This window comes from Staphylococcus sp. EG-SA-17 (genome assembly GCF_017151845.1).
GTDB classification, from domain to species: domain Bacteria; phylum Bacillota; class Bacilli; order Staphylococcales; family Staphylococcaceae; genus Staphylococcus; species Staphylococcus aureus.
In genome coordinates this window covers 31370-47503 of the sequence record NZ_JACVZO010000003.1, presented here as the reverse complement: position 1 = coordinate 47503, position 16134 = coordinate 31370, and the positions used below count along the sequence as shown (strand labels likewise).

The following is a 16134-nucleotide window of genomic DNA, read 5'->3' as shown; positions in this document are numbered from 1 at the left end:
AAATTTTATGGCTAGTGTTTTATATCAACATGGTACATTAGGCACATTAATGGCAGGTTTATTAAAAGGAACTGCATCAATAAATGAATTATTGCAGCATGGTGATTTAGGTATCGCTACACTAACAGGTTCAAATGGTGAGGTCATCTTTTTAGATGGAAAAGCCTATCATGCAAATGAACACAAAGAATTTGTGGAATTAAAAGGTGATGAGTTAACACCATATGCAACTGTAACTAAATTCGTAGCAGATACAAGCTATGAAACGAAAGATAAATCTTCTGAAGCAGTTTTTGCAGAAATTAAGGAAAAGATGTTGAGTGAAAATTTATTTTCTGCAGTAAAAATTTCAGGCTTATTTAAAAAAATGCATGTACGTATGATGCCGGCTCAAGAGCCACCATATACACGTTTAATTGATTCAGCTAGAAGACAACCTGAACAAACTGAAACGTACGTCAAAGGTTCAGTTGTTGGTTTCTTTACACCAGAATTATTCCATGGTATTGGATCAGCAGGTTTCCATGTACACTTTGCCAATGATGATCGTAACTTTGGTGGGCATGTCTTAGACTTTGAAGTAGAAGATGTTAAAGTAGAAATCCAAAATATTGAAACATTTGAACAGCATTTTCCAATTCATGATGAAGATTTCACTAATGCAAATATTGACTATAAAGATATTTCAGATGAAATTAGAGAAGCTGAATAACATTAACTGTATAATGAATGCGTAAATGTATTATCAGTTTATGAAAATTGACTTCATAATGCGCGATTTAGAAATGGTAGTTTGTTAATATGATTAATCATGACTACAATAGAACAAATATATTTATGATTACGTCTATGTAATAAAATAAATCCCTTCACTATTAGCTGTAGTGAGGGGATTTATTTAGGTTTCAGATATTTGAGATTTGCTGTTATGTTTAGATTATAAATTGAGGAAGACAATAATATAGAATTTACTTTAGTATAGGCCAATCTATTGTCTGGAGAAGCAAACAACAATAATTTGCAAGTTCAATAACTAAAAAGACAAACGCCAATTTTTCAGCGCTTGCCCTATAAAACTATTTTCAAATTATTATTTAACTACAATTTGTATTTGTTTGATTGTACTTGGATCAATTGAATTTTTAGCATCGTCATTTTTCTTTAGATTCACTACTTTTTTATTACCATCATTCAAAGTAAGTGTATAAGTTGCTGTTTGTGCATTATTAATTTTTTCTGTTGTAACACCACGTTGAGAAGCTAATTCATTTTTTACTTTACTGTCAATTTCTTGATAAAGTACCTTTTTATTTTCTGGAAAAACAAAGTAAGTTCGATGTAATGCAGTAATACCATCTACTGAAATCGTGTAAGGAACAGTGTGATAACCATCCATTGTCATTTCTTTATAGCCGTTATTACTATCTGCAGATGCTTCGTGACTAGGTAATGCAGCTCCGACCGTTGATAATAATCCCAATGCTAAAGTGGCAGTAACAAATGATTTTAGTTTCATATCTCAATCTCCTTTTAAAATTGTGGTATATTACACTATTTATATAACACGTTTCATAAAGTTTAAAACATACTTTTTGATTTTTTTATATTTTTGATTTTTAGTAATAGTTTTTAACGAGGGATATGACCCGTGTATTTTGAAAAGTGGTAAGCAATGTTTTTAGTTTATAGGGATTCATTAGTTGTATATAATAAGCATGAAAAGCATATAGTCGATCTTATACTTTTAATTGAGACTTATAGTGTATTTAAGTTATAGATAAATTCATTAAAATATTATGGAGGAATGAGTATGTCAAAGCGTCTATTATTGTTTGATTTTGATGAAACATATTTTAAACATAATACAAATGAAGAAGATTTAAGTCATTTAAGAGAAATGGAAAAATTGTTGGAAAAACTAACTAATAATAATGAAGTGATCACTGCTGTATTGACAGGAAGTACATTTCAAAGTGTCATGGATAAAATGGATCAAGTTAATATGACGTTTAAACCATTACATATCTTTTCTGATTTGAGTTCTAAAATGTTCACTTGGAATAATGGCGAATATGTTGAATCAGAAACATATAAAAAGAAAGTCTTGAGCGAACCATTTTTATTTGAAGATATTGAGGATATATTACGTCATATTTCTGCGCAATATAATGTCGAATTTATTCCACAAAGAGCATTTGAAGGTAATGAAACACATTATAATTTTTATTTTCATTCAACAGGTAATCACAACAATGATAGGCGTATTCTAGAAGCACTTGTCAGATACGCAAATGACCAAAACTATACAGCGAGATTTAGTCGAAGCAATCCATTAGCTGGTGATCCTGAAAATGCGTATGATATTGACTTTACACCGTCAAATGCTGGAAAATTATATGCTACTCAATTTCTGATGAAGAAATATAATATACCCGTAAAATCAATATTAGGTTTTGGAGATAGCGGCAATGACGAAGCATATTTAAGCTATCTTGAACATGCCTATTTGATGTCGAATAGTAGAGATGAAGCATTAAAGCAGAAATTTAGATTAACAAAATATCCATATTATCAAGGGATAACACTGCATGTTAAAGAATTTGTTGAAGGTAAGTATGATTATTGATTGGTTGAGTGATATGTATACTTTTTAAGTGCAAATATTAATATTTAAAATTTGAGGAATGATTAGATAATATGGTGAATCGACTACACTTTAGTTTTAAAAAATTTATTTGTAAGTTGATTTGTCTAACTAAGTGTAGACGATTCATAGTTTAATCAATATATTTGAATACTTTGTAAATTAAATAAACATTTAATATTGATACTATTGAAGATATAGAGGGCTTTGATCTCTATTGGCTTTTTTCATCGATTAATTCAATCCATTTTTTGGATACTGCTTCGTAAGAAAAGTTTGTCTTTATTGTTGTTCTAGCATTTTCAGAAAACTGAGATATCAATGTTTCTTTTTTTAATACATGAATTATTTTTTTGCCAATTCATTAATATTATCCTTCTTTTTTGTTATTATTCCATTTATATTATTTTGGATTATAGATTTAGGACCATAATTAATAGGATATGAAATAACTGGAACACCGTAACTCATGGCCTCTAGTAAACTCATTGGGAGACCTTCATAATCTGATGTCAGTACACTTAGAGAGGTTTTTGTATAAAGAGCACGTATGTCAAATGCGTAATCATGGATGAACACATTATCTTGCAATTTAAGTTTTTTAATAAGTTTTGTGTAATTTTCTTTTTGCGTACCGGTACCGTATATGTGTAACTTAACATCCTTTACTTTTTTTCTTACAATATTTATAGCGGAAATGATATGTGTGATATTTTTCATAGCTACAAATCTTTGTAATACAATAATAGAATTTTTTTCTCGAATATTTTGTGTTAAATTTTCTTCAAAAGATATAGCATTAGGAATAACCTTTATATTATTGTAATCACCAAATTGTTTTATAATGTCATCTTTTTGTTCTTTAGTTAATACAACTAAAGTATCTAACTCTTTAAGGTTTAGTAACATGTTTCTGAACTCTGGTTTAATCTCAGCGCCATAGGAGTAAGGGGACATGAAATGATTCGTATGTATAGTAAATATTTTTTTGATATCATTATTCTGCATGTTCTCTACTTTATGATAAGTACCTATACCGTCTAGTATTAATACGTCGTTTGAAGTTAAGTTTTTATCCAACCAATATGAATGGAACGCTTTATTATTTTTAAAGTTTAATACTTCTTTGCTGTTTTTATCAAAATAAAATATATTGACTATATTTTCGTTATCCCCATACCAATATGATAAGTAACAAAAGCCGTCATTTGATAAATATTTAACTTCACTCATTTTATTTTTATCGTTGAAAGTTATTTCTTTTCGAAGTATTTTATTTTGAAAAACATGTCTTTTAAAGCGTTTTCGATTTTGAAAATAATCAATGTGTGATAATTGACCATTTATCCATTTTTTATACATTATGTAATGGTTATCTTTAAAGTATCTAGCATATTTTTTTTCTTCATATTCGTCTTTTTGAATATAAAAGCCTTCTTGATTTAAAAGATTTAATTTTTCAAATGTTTGCATATTTTTATTTTCGATTTCTGTATTTTCAACATCATACAGCATCTTCAATTCTTCGTATAAGTTAACAATTTTTACTTGTTTATGTAACCGTCCTGAATTTGTTAGCTTAGCTCTTAATGGATCATAGTTTTTGTCATCCAAAGTTAATAAGGCACATGAATAGCCTTTTTCAGCTAAAAGTTTAGATCTATTTAACATAACTGATGTTATACCACCTGCTTTTTCTGGTATTGAATACATTAACATATAAGTAGTCATAATTTCCTCCTATTTCTTGCACTTGATAATTAATTCTCCGTAATTATAGTAGTAATCTTCATCTACATATATTTTGGAGAACGTTTCTAAAGAACTGTAATTTTCTATTTCAGCAACTATAATATGATTTAATGCTAAATAAGGATTAGAGCCATTAAAAACAATTTTGGGCTTTAATATTTCATAATCCTTAAAAACCTCAGAAATTTTTTCGTTATTTTTTTGTACTTCAATCTTGTTTAACTTTAATATTAATTCATTGTTGTAATTATACTCATTTAATGTCATGTTGATAAATCCCTGTTTTCTCCATCATTAAAATTTTATTCGATGCCCATCTATTTATCTAAGTAAATAGATAATATCATTTTATTATTTATAGCATTTTAGGTTATGTACAATTATATTTTCTTATTTATTAGGTTGGTTGTCAATGTTGTTGGAACTTTTCAGCTGATATGCTGTAAAAGCTACTAAAGATAAATAATGTAATGAAGTATTGACAGGATATTATGAGGAACTAGATTCTTTCTATTTAAAAATTTTTAGTTTGAAATACTTATTGATGGTAAACTGATTATCGAACACAGCGAATTGACAGTGACTAAGTTGCAATAAAAATTTCAAATTGTAGGACTGACCGTTATGACTAAGAGAAAAATGTGAATATACTTTAAAATAGAAGTAATACAACTCGTTGTATCAAGTATAAATGTTACTGATGTCTTAATGCGTCTTTGAATTCCTATTCAAAAAATATCAAAGTGGTTAACTAAATGTTATAAAAATAGAGGAAATGCTTTTGCAGATAATTGGAAAATGATGTGAATCTATCAAAAAGACTTAAAGTTTTAGAAGAACATATAATAAAAAAAGGTTATGCACATCTTTAATAAAGAATAAAAAGCAATTTTGATTTCATAGACAAAAACTTCCACAAGATTCAGGCAACGTATATGTGTGAGGTATTTTGTGTCTTTGAAAGCGGATAGGATGATGTAAAAAAACGTGATTATTCATTCCAACATATTCGACGAGAAATGTAAAAAAGCAAATTCATAAAATTTCCAGGGGAAGCAAAAAATATAAGGTAGCGTAAAAATGACGCAGGAACTGGAGAAAGAATTGATACCAAAATAAACATAAGAGGTTAAGAATATATGAATAAAACAAACTTTGGGGATTATTTAAATAAAAGTAAGAGCAGGAAAATATATAAGATTTTTGATCAAAATTTGAAGCGAGAGTTTAGTTATTGGCACTTTAGGAAACTTTTCAAATCTTATACAAGGCAGTCTGATGTACATGAGTTAAAAGTGTGTACTCAAAATGATGGTACTATGGAGCAAATATGGATAGATAAAGCAAATCAATTTGGAGTGGCAGTGACTTGGAAAGATAATAGTATTATTGGATTTGTTATGCGTCCGTTAATCAATTATGATGCTATTAAGAATGAAACGACTTTAAAATACGCAGTGCCGACAACAGATTGCTATGAGGTTTTTTGGGGTGGAGATAATGAATTATATAATTATCACTATTTATACCCACATCAAAGGTATGCTATTGATTTAGTTATTAAAGAAAATCATAAAACATATAAGAACAAAGGAAAAGTAAATACTGATTATTTTTATTTTGGAAAAGATATCATTGCGCCAGCAAATGGTACAGTTGAAAAAGTAGCGAATGGGGTTCAAGACAACAGTATTGGAAGCACGAATGAATCACAGTTTTTAGGAAATTATATTGTAATCAAGCACGCAGAAAATGAGTATAGCCTAATAGCTCATTTACAACAATATTCAATCATTGTGAATGAGGGGCAAAATGTTAAATATGGTGACATCATTGGGAAGGTTGGGAATTCTGGCAATTCTACTGAACCTCATATACATTTTCAAGTAATGAATGATAAGAATATTGAAGCATGTACATCTTTGAAAATTCGATTTATAAATAATCGAGAACTTATCAAGGGTGATGTGGTCTGCGGATTACAAGGTGAATGATGGCGATATTTATAAAATCTCGACACTATAAAAATGGTATAGTGCCGAGATTTTCTTGCTTATTTAGTTAATTCAAAGCGTACGCCGGATTCATTTGTAGTCGATGTATCTTTGTTTGTAATAGAGTATCCAGTCATTGAAATTTTAGATTCAATATCTGAAGCGGGATTTGTAGATTCGGGATTATAGAAGCTACATTCATAAGTTTTATCATTTTTCTTTTTAAGAATAAACATTCCTTTGGCTTTAACTTCGACTTTAGTACCATTAATTTCAAAAGTTTTAGCGCTATCACTATAATTGACACCAGCCCAAACCGATTCATTATCTTTCACAACGTGGAAGTCATCATCTTGTTTAACGACAGTTACTTGGCTTGCTTTGGATTTAAAATTATCTTTTGTTATACCTGGATACAACACATATCCATATTTATTGTCTTTATCAGAATGCTTTTGAGTTACTTCATAATACTCATCAGTTTTGTCTTCTGATTTTTGACTTTTATTTATATCACTCCACTTACCAGTATGACTTTCTTTTTTTACAGTTATTTTCGATTTGTTTAAAAAATGATAGCCTATATTGTTTTTAGGTTTATTGGTGGACTCTAAAAAGACGGAATTGGTATCCTGATTATCGGAAGCGGTTGTTTGTTTATCGTCTGTATATAACGTATACCCATTCGTTTTGCGATTTTCAATCGTTGTAACTGGATTCTTTGATGAATCAGTACTTTTAATGCCAGTTCCTAAGAAGACAATTTTATCGTTTAATATGAAATATGATTTTTTGGCAGTTAAAGTTTTGTCCTGATTTTCAAAATCCATTCCGATACTAGCATGTTGGTCATCGAATTTTGTTCCGCCTACAAAAGTTTTACTCGACTTTTTAACATCCGTACCTTTAGGTTCTTCATTTTCTATAGTTGTAGTACCTGCTAAACGTTTCATATCGGCAGTCGCCCAGAAGTTATCACGGTAGTGTTTCACATCGCTATTGTATAAATAAGACATTCCAGCACCAGTATGCCAACCTTTTAGGTTTTCATTATTGATACTTTCGTAACGTGCGACGTTTTTCGACGTCATACTTAAACCAAATGCAAAGTCTAAGCCTTTATTGTGATAGGTGACACGATCCATGTCATTATATATTTTAAGTTGTTGTGTTAAATCGTTAGTAGAAATAGTGCTGTCTTCCATTAAAGACTTCATTTTGCTTATATCCGAATAAGAGCTTAAATAATCGTTTTGTTTATAACTTGAATCAGATTTAACTGAAGTTTTAACGATTTGTTTATATTTAGCTTTTGTTGAATCATCCATGGCATCACTTAATCTCAACAATGATTTCATTACAGTTGCAGATACTGAGTGACTCGTTTCATTTTCACGGCTAATGGCTCTACCACGTGATAAATCCATCATTTCACCTTTATAAATGAGTGGCATAAATCCTTCATCAATCCACGACTTTAATGTTGTATCATTTTGATTACTATCTTTAAAAGATGTTTCTTTTATCATCGGCATCATTTGAGAAATACCCTCTAAGAGTACAACGCCATAAGCACCAGTGTATGGGACGTCTTGATGATCAATATAAGAGCCGTCTTTATAGAATCCATTACGTTCTTTACCAGTTGCATTACTTTGAACGTAAGTGAAGACTTTATTAAATGCATCTATTGATTCTTTCATCATAGTTGTATCTTCTTCGATAATACTTTCTAAAAGTTTTACTTTAGCAATGTCTACTAAATTTCCCCCTTTAGCTTGTTCAGGTTGTCCTACTGATGATAATATTTTGTCACTTTCTGGGGCGAAAGTTTTGATAGGGGCAGTGTATTTTTTCTTTTCATCACTTGAAATATCACCATTCAGTAATATTAGTGTATTTGTTAATGCTCTAGGTGTTCCAATTTCATAATCCCACCAATTTAAGTTGGTATTTCTAGAAGTTTTATTTTTAAAATTCTCAGTCAGTTCTTTTACTTTATCAGTCGGTTCTTTTCCATATGCATTTTTATGCAGCCACTCAAGGGCATCTTTAACTTTGTTTTTATTATCCGGAGTATTCAACTTAGTATTTTTATGCTTCATCGCTTCTGCGATTTTCTCAATATTACGATAGGTACGAGTCATATCCGCAGACTTCGTATCTAAATCTTTTGAGTTTTCCCACAAGTATTTCCTATCACTTTCAGTTTTCATGCTACTTAGTAAATTCGTCGCCTCTTTCTCCGTAGCCTCAAACTTCTTTTTCATTGCATCATTATTCTCATCATACTGATTATAACCGTAGTTAACGTTCAGCCATGTGTTCCTCAACTTTTCATAATCTGTCGTTTGAACATTCGTATCAGCCACAGCGATTTGATGTTTATCAACACTTCTGAATTCACTATCATTAAAAGTAATCACACCAGCCATTAATAACGTAATGGTAGATATTTTTTGCCATTTCTTCATTCTATATGTCATTGACATGTCTCCTTTTTGTGTTGCGCGTGCGCAATGAATATTATGATTAAATAATGATTCAATTTTTCAAAATTCGTTAACGTATACAAATGACTGTTTACTGTCAAACAATCCACAAAGAATGTTGATGCATATAAACAATCGATCACCCAAATTTTCCGCATCACCCAAAAATTGCAACGAAAATAATTTTTAAAAAATTAAATATTATCAATCTTAGTGATTATATCATTTTAAATATTTAAGTTATACAATTTTTAAAGTAATTAAAAACGATGAAATGTAAAATGTTAAAAAAGAGACAAATTTAAATTTGAGTAATAAAATAAGAAGTATTCAAACGAAGATGGCAATATATAAACCAACATAACTTTAGACGACCAAACATAACTGAAAGGATAGTCGCAATGAAAACTAAAGAAGTCGTAGCGCTCATGAATATATCTCAAGACACTTTAAGATATTATGAAAAGGTTGGTGTGATTCCACCTGTTAATCGAGATGAAAATGGATATAGAATATATAATGATAGTGATTTAAATTGGATTTATTTAGTGAAAAATTTGCGAAATGCAGGCGTCAGTATTGAATCGCTTATCGAATTTTGTAGGTTAGCGCAGCTTCCTAAAAATGAAAATATTCAAGCACAGCAAAAGCAAATTTTAAATAAGCAACTCGAAGAATTAAATGAAAACTTAAAGACAATTCATGATGCGAGAGACTTACTACAATATAAAATTGATAATTATGATAATCATATTGCTAAAATCAATGCTAGTGATAATCATGATGCCAATGTTGAACGTCTTTGGGAGAGAAAGTAAACCTATGGCTTGCTATAGAGTTTGCTCCATGGTTTATAGTGAGCTTACAAGAAAAAGGAGGTTCATTTTATGAATCATATTGAAATAAGTAAAGATGTAAAGATACCAGTATTAGGTTTCGGAGTATTTCAAATTCCTCAAGAACAAACAGCAGAAGCGGTTAAAGAAGCAATTAAAGCGGGTTATAGACATATTGATACAGTGCAAAGTTATTTAAATGAAACTGAAGTAGGTCAAGGTATTGAAGCTTCAGGTATTGATAGAAGTGAACTATTCATTACGACTAAAGTATGGATTGAAAATGTTAACTATGAAGATACTATCAAATCAATCGAACGATCATTACAACGATTAAATTTAGACTATCTTGATCTAGTGCTTATTCACCAACCTTATAATGATGTATATGGCTCATGGCGTGCATTAGAAGAGTTAAAAGAAAATGGTAAAATTAAAGCAATCGGTGTATCTAACTTCGGCGTTGATCGAATTGTAGATTTAGGTATTCACAATCAAATTCAACCACAAGTGAACCAAATAGAAATTAATCCATTCCATCAACAAGAAGAACAAGTTGCAGCACTTCAACAAGAAAATGTTGTGGTAGAAGCTTGGGCACCATTTGCAGAAGGTAAAAATCAATTATTCCAAAATCAATTGTTGCAGGCCATTGCAGATAAATATAACAAATCAATTGCACAAGTTATTTTACGCTGGTTAGTAGAACGTGACATCGTTGTACTCGCAAAATCAGTGAATCCAGAACGTATGGCTCAAAACTTAGATATATTTGATTTTGAACTTACAGAAGAAGATAAACAACAAATTGCGACATTAGAAGAAAGTAATAGCCAATTTTTCTCACATGCTGATCCAGAGATGATTAAAGCACTTACAAGCAGATAATTAGATGTTTAATCATAATATAACAAAGTAAATAATTTACATTACACTAACCTGAAACTTGGATGTTAAAGTCTATGTTTCAGGTTATTTTTTACTCTTAAAAAGTGAAAGGAGCAAGCAAATAAGTTATTATATATTTTTATATTATGCAATAACTTACCTAAGGTTATAATTAGATAATTAATATGTCTTGGAATTAATTATCTAATAAGTTGTATAGCAGGTGGCGATATGACATATATACCCTTTTCTATTATTACATTAATTACAGGTATCATTATGCATATGACAATGTACTTTGTAAAATTTGAATGTTGGAAAATGCCATTATTCATGAAGATTATTTTTACAATCTAAAAGCAGTAAAGACTCATAATATAGCCAAAAACGTTAATAAAAGTTTGTTAAATGATAAGGGGGTGAGTATTGGTAAATTTATTCAAAAGGTTAAAGGGAAAAATCCTACCTAGAGAGATCCAAAAACTAAATGGACTATTTCCAAAAATAAAGGGCAACCACATGGTGATTCTTATTGGAAGTTAATAAATAACAAAGGAAACAGAATAGATTCTTTAACTAAAGAAGGAAAAAATCTTAAGGGAATAAGGTGTTGTAAATTATGTGCTTTGATATAAATAATTTGAATATAAAAAAGTTGAATTTTAGAAAGGTAAAAAACGCAATTCATTTAAGTTTAAGTGGCGATAAATACCAGTTTTTGGAGGACGGTAAAACTATCAATAATACTTATTTTTTAGCTGTATATGATAATGCAATAAACATTTTTGAAGATTTGTTTTCGCCTTCTGATTCTATAAATTTGGTTCATGTAGTATATGTTTATAATGAACCTTATAAGAAAACAAATGTTATAAGAAAATTTACATCGTTAACAATAGATGAATTGTATTACTTTAAAGAATATAAAAAGGAGAAGGATGATAATATTTTGTGCGAGGAGTTTTCATATAAGTGTTCCATAAAAGATATAAAATATAAAAAATTATTAAAAGCTATATCCAATCAAGACTTTAAAGGGTTAGTTCCAAATATCAATCAGAATGATAATTATTCTGAAATATACATAATTAACAATACTAAAAACGTAATATATCATTTATATGATGATAGAGGTCTATGGCTAGCTTTTAATAATAATGAAGATTATGCAAGATATTCTGAAAAATATAATGATTTAATATCAGAATTTGATAACGAAGATATCTAATTTTTTAATATTCGCAGCTATTATTTTTTTACTTGTTTTATGTTTATTTTTTAATCTAACAAATGACAAACCATTAAAAGTAACATCCCAACATCAAACAAAAAACAATTCATCAAATGAAAATCGTTATAAAACCAAGTCATTAAACACGCAATAATTAAAATTTTCCACTCATTTTAATTTGGAACTTCAAACGTCGAATTCCAAAAACGAAACTCCAAATTCCAAAAACGCAACTCCAAAATTAAAAGCATCTCCCTGTTACTCGGGAAATGCTTTTTACCTACTGATTACCCTGTTATTAATGATTTTACAACGGAAACCATGTCGTCATGTATGACCAAAGTAGCGTCGCTATCATAAGGTGTTCGATCTTTATTGATAATAATTAAATTGTCGCCTTTAAAATTTGATATTAATCCTGCGGCAGGTTGTACAACGAGTGATGAACCTAGTACAACAAGGGTGTCGGCATGTTCAATTTTATTTAATGCCCGTATGATGGTAGGTTGATCTAACATTTCACCGTATAATACGATGTCCGGTCGAATGGCGCCACCACAATTATCACAATGTTTCAAAGTTCTATCAATGACATCTGACTTCGTATAAGATTTATGACATGCATTACAATAAAAACGATTTAACGTGCCATGTAATTCATCAACATGTTGACTTCCAGCGTCTGAGTGCAAACCATCGATATTTTGCGTGATGACACCTAAAGATTGTTGATTACGTTCTAATTTTGCAATCCAATCATGAACGATATTAGGCTTCGTATCGACAAATAGTAAACGCTTATGGCAGAAATTGATAAAACCTTCAGGATCATCTTCTAAATAATCACGGCTTAACAAGTATTCTGGTGAAAGCCCATCTTTTGAAATTTCATCAAATAAGCCACCCATTGAACGGAAATCTGGAACACCACTTGCGACAGATACACCAGCACCTGTGAAAAATGTAATACGATTCGAACTATCTATAATATGTTTTAATGTCTCTAAATCATTTTCCAAATTAAACACCCCATCAAAATAATGAATGATTTATAACGTCTTTTGCTTTTATTATAGTATATTCATTTTACGATTATCAAAAGCGCAGTTTAAACAGTTCTTTTTAAAAATGAATTATACATATAATCGAACAGTTAAATTATATTAGTTTTTACGCAATTTTTATTATAGAATAAGCATGTATATTAAAATTGATGTCTAAACATAAAGGATAATGACCCATCGCCTAAATAAAGGAGGCAATTTTACATTGAATAAACATGAACGTTTGGACGAAATTGCTAAACTAGTGAATAAAAAGGGCACGATAAGAACGAATGAAATCGTCGAAGGTTTAAATGTGTCTGATATGACAGTTCGAAGAGATTTAATTGAATTGGAAAATAAAGGGATTTTAACGAAGATTCATGGTGGTGCACGCAGTAATTCAACATTTCAGTATAAAGAAATATCACATAAAGAAAAACATACCCGTCAAATTGCAGAAAAACGATTTATAGCTAGAAAAGCTGCATCATTAATTGAAGATGGGGATACTTTGTTTTTCGGACCAGGAACAACAGTGGAACTATTAGCAGAAGAAGTCAATCATCATACGCTCACAATTATTACGAATTGTTTGCCGGTGTATAAAATTTTGTTAGAAAAACAAACAGCACATTTTCGTGTCTATTTAATTGGTGGTGAAATGCGCCATATTACAGAAGCATTTGTAGGTGAAATGGCGAATGCCATGTTGGAAAAACTAAGATTTAGCAAGATGTTCTTTAGTAGTAACGCAGTAAATAAAGGTGCTGTGATGACATCTACATTAGATGAAGCCTATACGCAACAACTGGCACTCAGTAATTCAATTGAAAAATACTTGTTAATCGATCATACGAAAGTTGGCAAAGAAGATTTTACATCATTTTGTCAGTTAAACGAATTGACTGCAGTGGTCATGGATTATGAAGATGAAGAAAAGGTAGAAACGATTAAAACATATATTGAAGTAGTCGACTAAATTAAAAATATAACTGCATTGTTAAAATATGTGTCTATATGCTCGTAAGTGAATGTGAATTTGCATTCATTTATGGGCTATTTTTTATGCAAATTTATGTAAACGGGAACCTCGACAAAGTTTTACTACAATTTCAGACGAATACCTAATTAAAACAACACCACAGTATGAATGTTCACTTATTGTTTGAAAATATGTCATAAACAAACAGATTATAAACATATTATGTTGATTTATTGTTTGTTTATGTTTATAATTTAAACGTAATCAAATTGAAAGCCTTTTCTCAAGATTTTCATAACCTACAAATAAACATGTCATATTTTAAGAAAGGTATTTCAAAATTAAAGTAAAAAGGAGTCTTATTATGGCGATTATTATTGGTTCAGATGAAGCTGGCAAACGATTAAAAGAAGTCATCAAATCATACTTATTAGACAATAAATATGATGTTGTTGACGTAACAGAAGGACAGGAAGTTGACTTTGTTGATGCAACTTTGGCTGTAGCAAAAGATGTTCAAAGTCAAGAAGGTAACTTAGGTATTGTTATCGATGCATTTGGTGCAGGTAGCTTTATGGTTGCTACAAAAATCAAAGGCATGATTGCTGCTGAAGTATCAGATGAACGCTCTGGATATATGACTAGAGGCCATAACAATTCAAGAATGATCACTATGGGGTCTGAAATTGTTGGAGACACATTAGCGAAAAATGTCGTTAAAGGTTTTGTTGAAGGTAAATACGATGGTGGTAGACACCAAATCCGTGTAGATATGCTTAATAAAATGTGCTAGGGAGGAAAAATTACTATGAAGATTGCATTAGGATGCGACCATATTGTTACAGATACAAAAATGCGTGTATCTGAATTTTTAAAATCAAAAGGACATGAAGTCATTGACGTAGGAACATACGATTTCACAAGAACACATTATCCAATTTTTGGTAAAAAAGTTGGCGAACAAGTTGTTAGCGGTAATGCAGACTTAGGTGTTTGTATTTGTGGAACAGGTGTTGGTATTAACAATGCTGTAAATAAAGTACCTGGCGTTCGTTCAGCACTAGTACGTGATATGACATCAGCTTTATATGCTAAAGAAGAATTAAATGCGAACGTTATTGGCTTTGGTGGACGTATTATAGGTGAGTTATTAATGTGCGATATTATCGATGCATTTATTAATGCTGAATATAAACCAACTGAAGAGAACAAAAAATTAATCGCTAAAATTAAACATTTAGAAACAAGCAATGCAGATCAAGCTGATCCACATTTCTTTGATGAATTCTTAGAAAAATGGGACAGAGGCGAATACCACGATTAAGGGACGACACATATGATTTTAACTTTAACATTAAATCCATCCGTTGATATTTCATATCCATTAACAGCATTGAAATTAGATGATGTTAATCGTGTTCAAGAAGTAAGTAAAACAGCTGGTGGTAAAGGTTTAAATGTAACAAGAGTACTTGCGCAAGTAGGTGAGCCAGTCCTTGCGAGTGGTTTTATTGGCGGTGAATTAAGTCAATTTATTGCTAAAAAATTAGATCATGCCGGTATCAAGCATGCATTTTATAACATTAAGGGTGAAACACGAAACTGCATTGCAATTTTACATGAAGGGCAACAAACAGAAATTTTAGAGCAAGGACCGGAGATTGATAATCAAGAGGCTGCAGGATTTATTAAACATTTTGAACAATTATTAGAAAAAGTTGAAGCAGTTGCTATTTCAGGTAGCTTACCTAAAGGATTAAATCAAGATTATTATGCACAAATCATTGAACGATGCCAAAACAAAGGTGTGCCTGTAATATTAGACTGCTCGGGTGCAACTTTGCAAACAGTTTTGGAAAATCCATACAAACCAACAGTCATTAAACCAAACATTTCTGAACTATATCAATTGCTTAACCAGCCACTTGATGAAAGTTTAGAAAGTTTGAAACAGGCAGTGTCACAACCCTTATTCGAAGGGATTGAGTGGATTATTGTGTCTTTAGGTGAACAAGGTGCATTCGCTAAGCACAATCATACATTCTATAGAGTGAATATTCCGATAATAAGTGTATTAAATCCGGTTGGTTCAGGTGATTCTACGGTTGCTGGAATTACTTCAGCAATTCTCAATCATGAAAACGACCACGATTTACTAAAAAAAGCCAATACTTTAGGCATGCTGAATGCGCAAGAAGCACAAACAGGTTATGTCAATTTAAATAATTATGATGATTTATTCAATCAAATTGAAGTTTTAGAGGTGTAA

17 protein-coding genes and 2 pseudogenes are annotated in these 16134 nt (G+C 30.5%); 12 read left to right on the top strand and 7 right to left on the bottom strand.

What is annotated here, in order from left to right; genetic code table 11:
- Positions 1 to 7: 7 nt before the first annotated feature.
- On the top strand, positions 8 to 712 hold the full coding sequence (gene budA / locus IDG65_RS02195) for an acetolactate decarboxylase (RefSeq protein ID WP_000179063.1): 705 nt from the start codon (positions 8 to 10) through the stop codon (positions 710 to 712).
- Positions 713 to 1090: 378 nt separating this feature from the next.
- On the opposite strand, the gene IDG65_RS02190 is transcribed toward budA, so the two are convergent.
- Positions 1091 to 1516 carry an MAP domain-containing protein gene (locus tag IDG65_RS02190; RefSeq protein ID WP_000769708.1) on the bottom strand — a complete coding sequence of 142 codons (426 nt, stop codon included), beginning with the start codon at positions 1514 to 1516 and terminating at the stop codon, positions 1091 to 1093.
- A 294-nt stretch (positions 1517 to 1810) separates the two neighbouring features.
- Here IDG65_RS02190 and IDG65_RS02185 point away from each other — a divergent pair, with 294 nt between their 5' ends.
- On the top strand, positions 1811 to 2626 hold the full coding sequence (locus IDG65_RS02185; protein WP_000044360.1) for an HAD-IIB family hydrolase: 816 nt from the start codon (positions 1811 to 1813) through the stop codon (positions 2624 to 2626).
- 363 nt (positions 2627 to 2989) lie between these two features.
- Here the strand turns inward: IDG65_RS02185 and IDG65_RS02180 are convergent, their stop codons facing one another.
- Entirely contained in the window at positions 2990 to 4375 is a 1386-nt protein-coding gene (locus tag IDG65_RS02180; RefSeq protein WP_103144932.1) for a glycosyltransferase, read from the bottom strand.
- A 9-nt stretch (positions 4376 to 4384) separates the two neighbouring features.
- Complete coding sequence (locus tag IDG65_RS02175) at positions 4385 to 4663, bottom strand: hypothetical protein (protein ID WP_000174176.1); 279 nt, start codon at positions 4661 to 4663, stop codon at positions 4385 to 4387.
- An 872-nt stretch (positions 4664 to 5535) separates the two neighbouring features.
- Between IDG65_RS02175 and IDG65_RS02170 the strand changes: the two genes are divergently transcribed.
- Positions 5536 to 6390, top strand: coding sequence for a M23 family metallopeptidase (locus IDG65_RS02170; RefSeq protein WP_001044438.1), 855 nt, complete (start codon positions 5536 to 5538; stop codon positions 6388 to 6390).
- 59 nt (positions 6391 to 6449) lie between these two features.
- On the opposite strand, the gene IDG65_RS02165 is transcribed toward IDG65_RS02170, so the two are convergent.
- A complete protein-coding gene (locus IDG65_RS02165) occupies positions 6450 to 8876 on the bottom strand; it encodes a polysaccharide lyase 8 family protein (protein ID WP_000222252.1) in 2427 nt (808 codons plus the stop codon).
- The gene (locus tag IDG65_RS02160) at positions 8873 to 9040 is read right to left on the bottom strand and encodes a hypothetical protein (RefSeq protein WP_031789437.1); all 168 of its coding nucleotides are present in this window, start codon (positions 9038 to 9040) and stop codon (positions 8873 to 8875) included. The genes IDG65_RS02165 and IDG65_RS02160 overlap by 4 nt, the downstream gene beginning before the upstream one ends.
- Before the next feature lie 243 nt (positions 9041 to 9283).
- Between IDG65_RS02160 and IDG65_RS02155 the strand changes: the two genes are divergently transcribed.
- From IDG65_RS02155 to IDG65_RS02140, 5 genes and pseudogenes are all read left to right on the top strand, one after another.
- On the top strand, positions 9284 to 9700 hold the full coding sequence (locus IDG65_RS02155) for a MerR family transcriptional regulator (RefSeq protein ID WP_000850007.1): 417 nt from the start codon (positions 9284 to 9286) through the stop codon (positions 9698 to 9700).
- 69 nt (positions 9701 to 9769) lie between these two features.
- Entirely contained in the window at positions 9770 to 10606 is an 837-nt protein-coding gene (locus IDG65_RS02150) for an aldo/keto reductase (protein WP_206174017.1), read from the top strand.
- A gap of 231 nt (positions 10607 to 10837) precedes the next feature.
- Entirely contained in the window at positions 10838 to 10963 is a 126-nt protein-coding gene (locus IDG65_RS02145; RefSeq protein WP_000221108.1) for a hypothetical protein, read from the top strand.
- A pseudogene (locus IDG65_RS14775) lies at positions 10963 to 11241 on the top strand (hypothetical protein); the annotation flags it as partial. The gene IDG65_RS02145 and the pseudogene IDG65_RS14775, both read left to right, overlap by 1 nt.
- Positions 11226 to 11834, top strand: a complete 609-nt coding sequence (locus IDG65_RS02140; protein WP_000333469.1) for a DUF3885 domain-containing protein — start codon at positions 11226 to 11228, stop codon at positions 11832 to 11834. The pseudogene IDG65_RS14775 and the gene IDG65_RS02140, both read left to right, overlap by 16 nt.
- Positions 11835 to 11884: 50 nt before the next feature.
- Here the strand turns inward: IDG65_RS02140 and IDG65_RS02135 are convergent.
- Positions 11885 to 12088, bottom strand: a pseudogene (locus IDG65_RS02135) (hypothetical protein).
- Positions 12089 to 12124: 36 nt separating this feature from the next.
- Positions 12125 to 12865: an NAD-dependent protein deacylase gene (locus IDG65_RS02130; RefSeq protein WP_001670171.1), complete on the bottom strand. Its 741-nt coding sequence runs from the start codon at positions 12863 to 12865 to the stop codon at positions 12125 to 12127.
- A gap of 241 nt (positions 12866 to 13106) precedes the next feature.
- Here IDG65_RS02130 and IDG65_RS02125 point away from each other — a divergent pair, with 241 nt between their 5' ends.
- From IDG65_RS02125 to lacC, 4 genes are all read left to right on the top strand, one after another.
- Positions 13107 to 13862, top strand: a complete 756-nt coding sequence (locus IDG65_RS02125) for a DeoR/GlpR family DNA-binding transcription regulator (protein ID WP_001032743.1) — start codon at positions 13107 to 13109, stop codon at positions 13860 to 13862.
- A gap of 367 nt (positions 13863 to 14229) precedes the next feature.
- Complete coding sequence (gene lacA, locus IDG65_RS02120) at positions 14230 to 14658, top strand: galactose-6-phosphate isomerase subunit LacA (RefSeq protein ID WP_000974608.1); 429 nt, start codon at positions 14230 to 14232, stop codon at positions 14656 to 14658.
- 15 nt (positions 14659 to 14673) lie between these two features.
- The gene (gene lacB, locus IDG65_RS02115) at positions 14674 to 15189 is read left to right on the top strand and encodes a galactose-6-phosphate isomerase subunit LacB (RefSeq protein ID WP_000684746.1); all 516 of its coding nucleotides are present in this window, start codon (positions 14674 to 14676) and stop codon (positions 15187 to 15189) included.
- Positions 15190 to 15201: 12 nt separating this feature from the next.
- On the top strand, positions 15202 to 16134 hold the full coding sequence (lacC, locus tag IDG65_RS02110) for a tagatose-6-phosphate kinase (protein WP_052997622.1): 933 nt from the start codon (positions 15202 to 15204) through the stop codon (positions 16132 to 16134).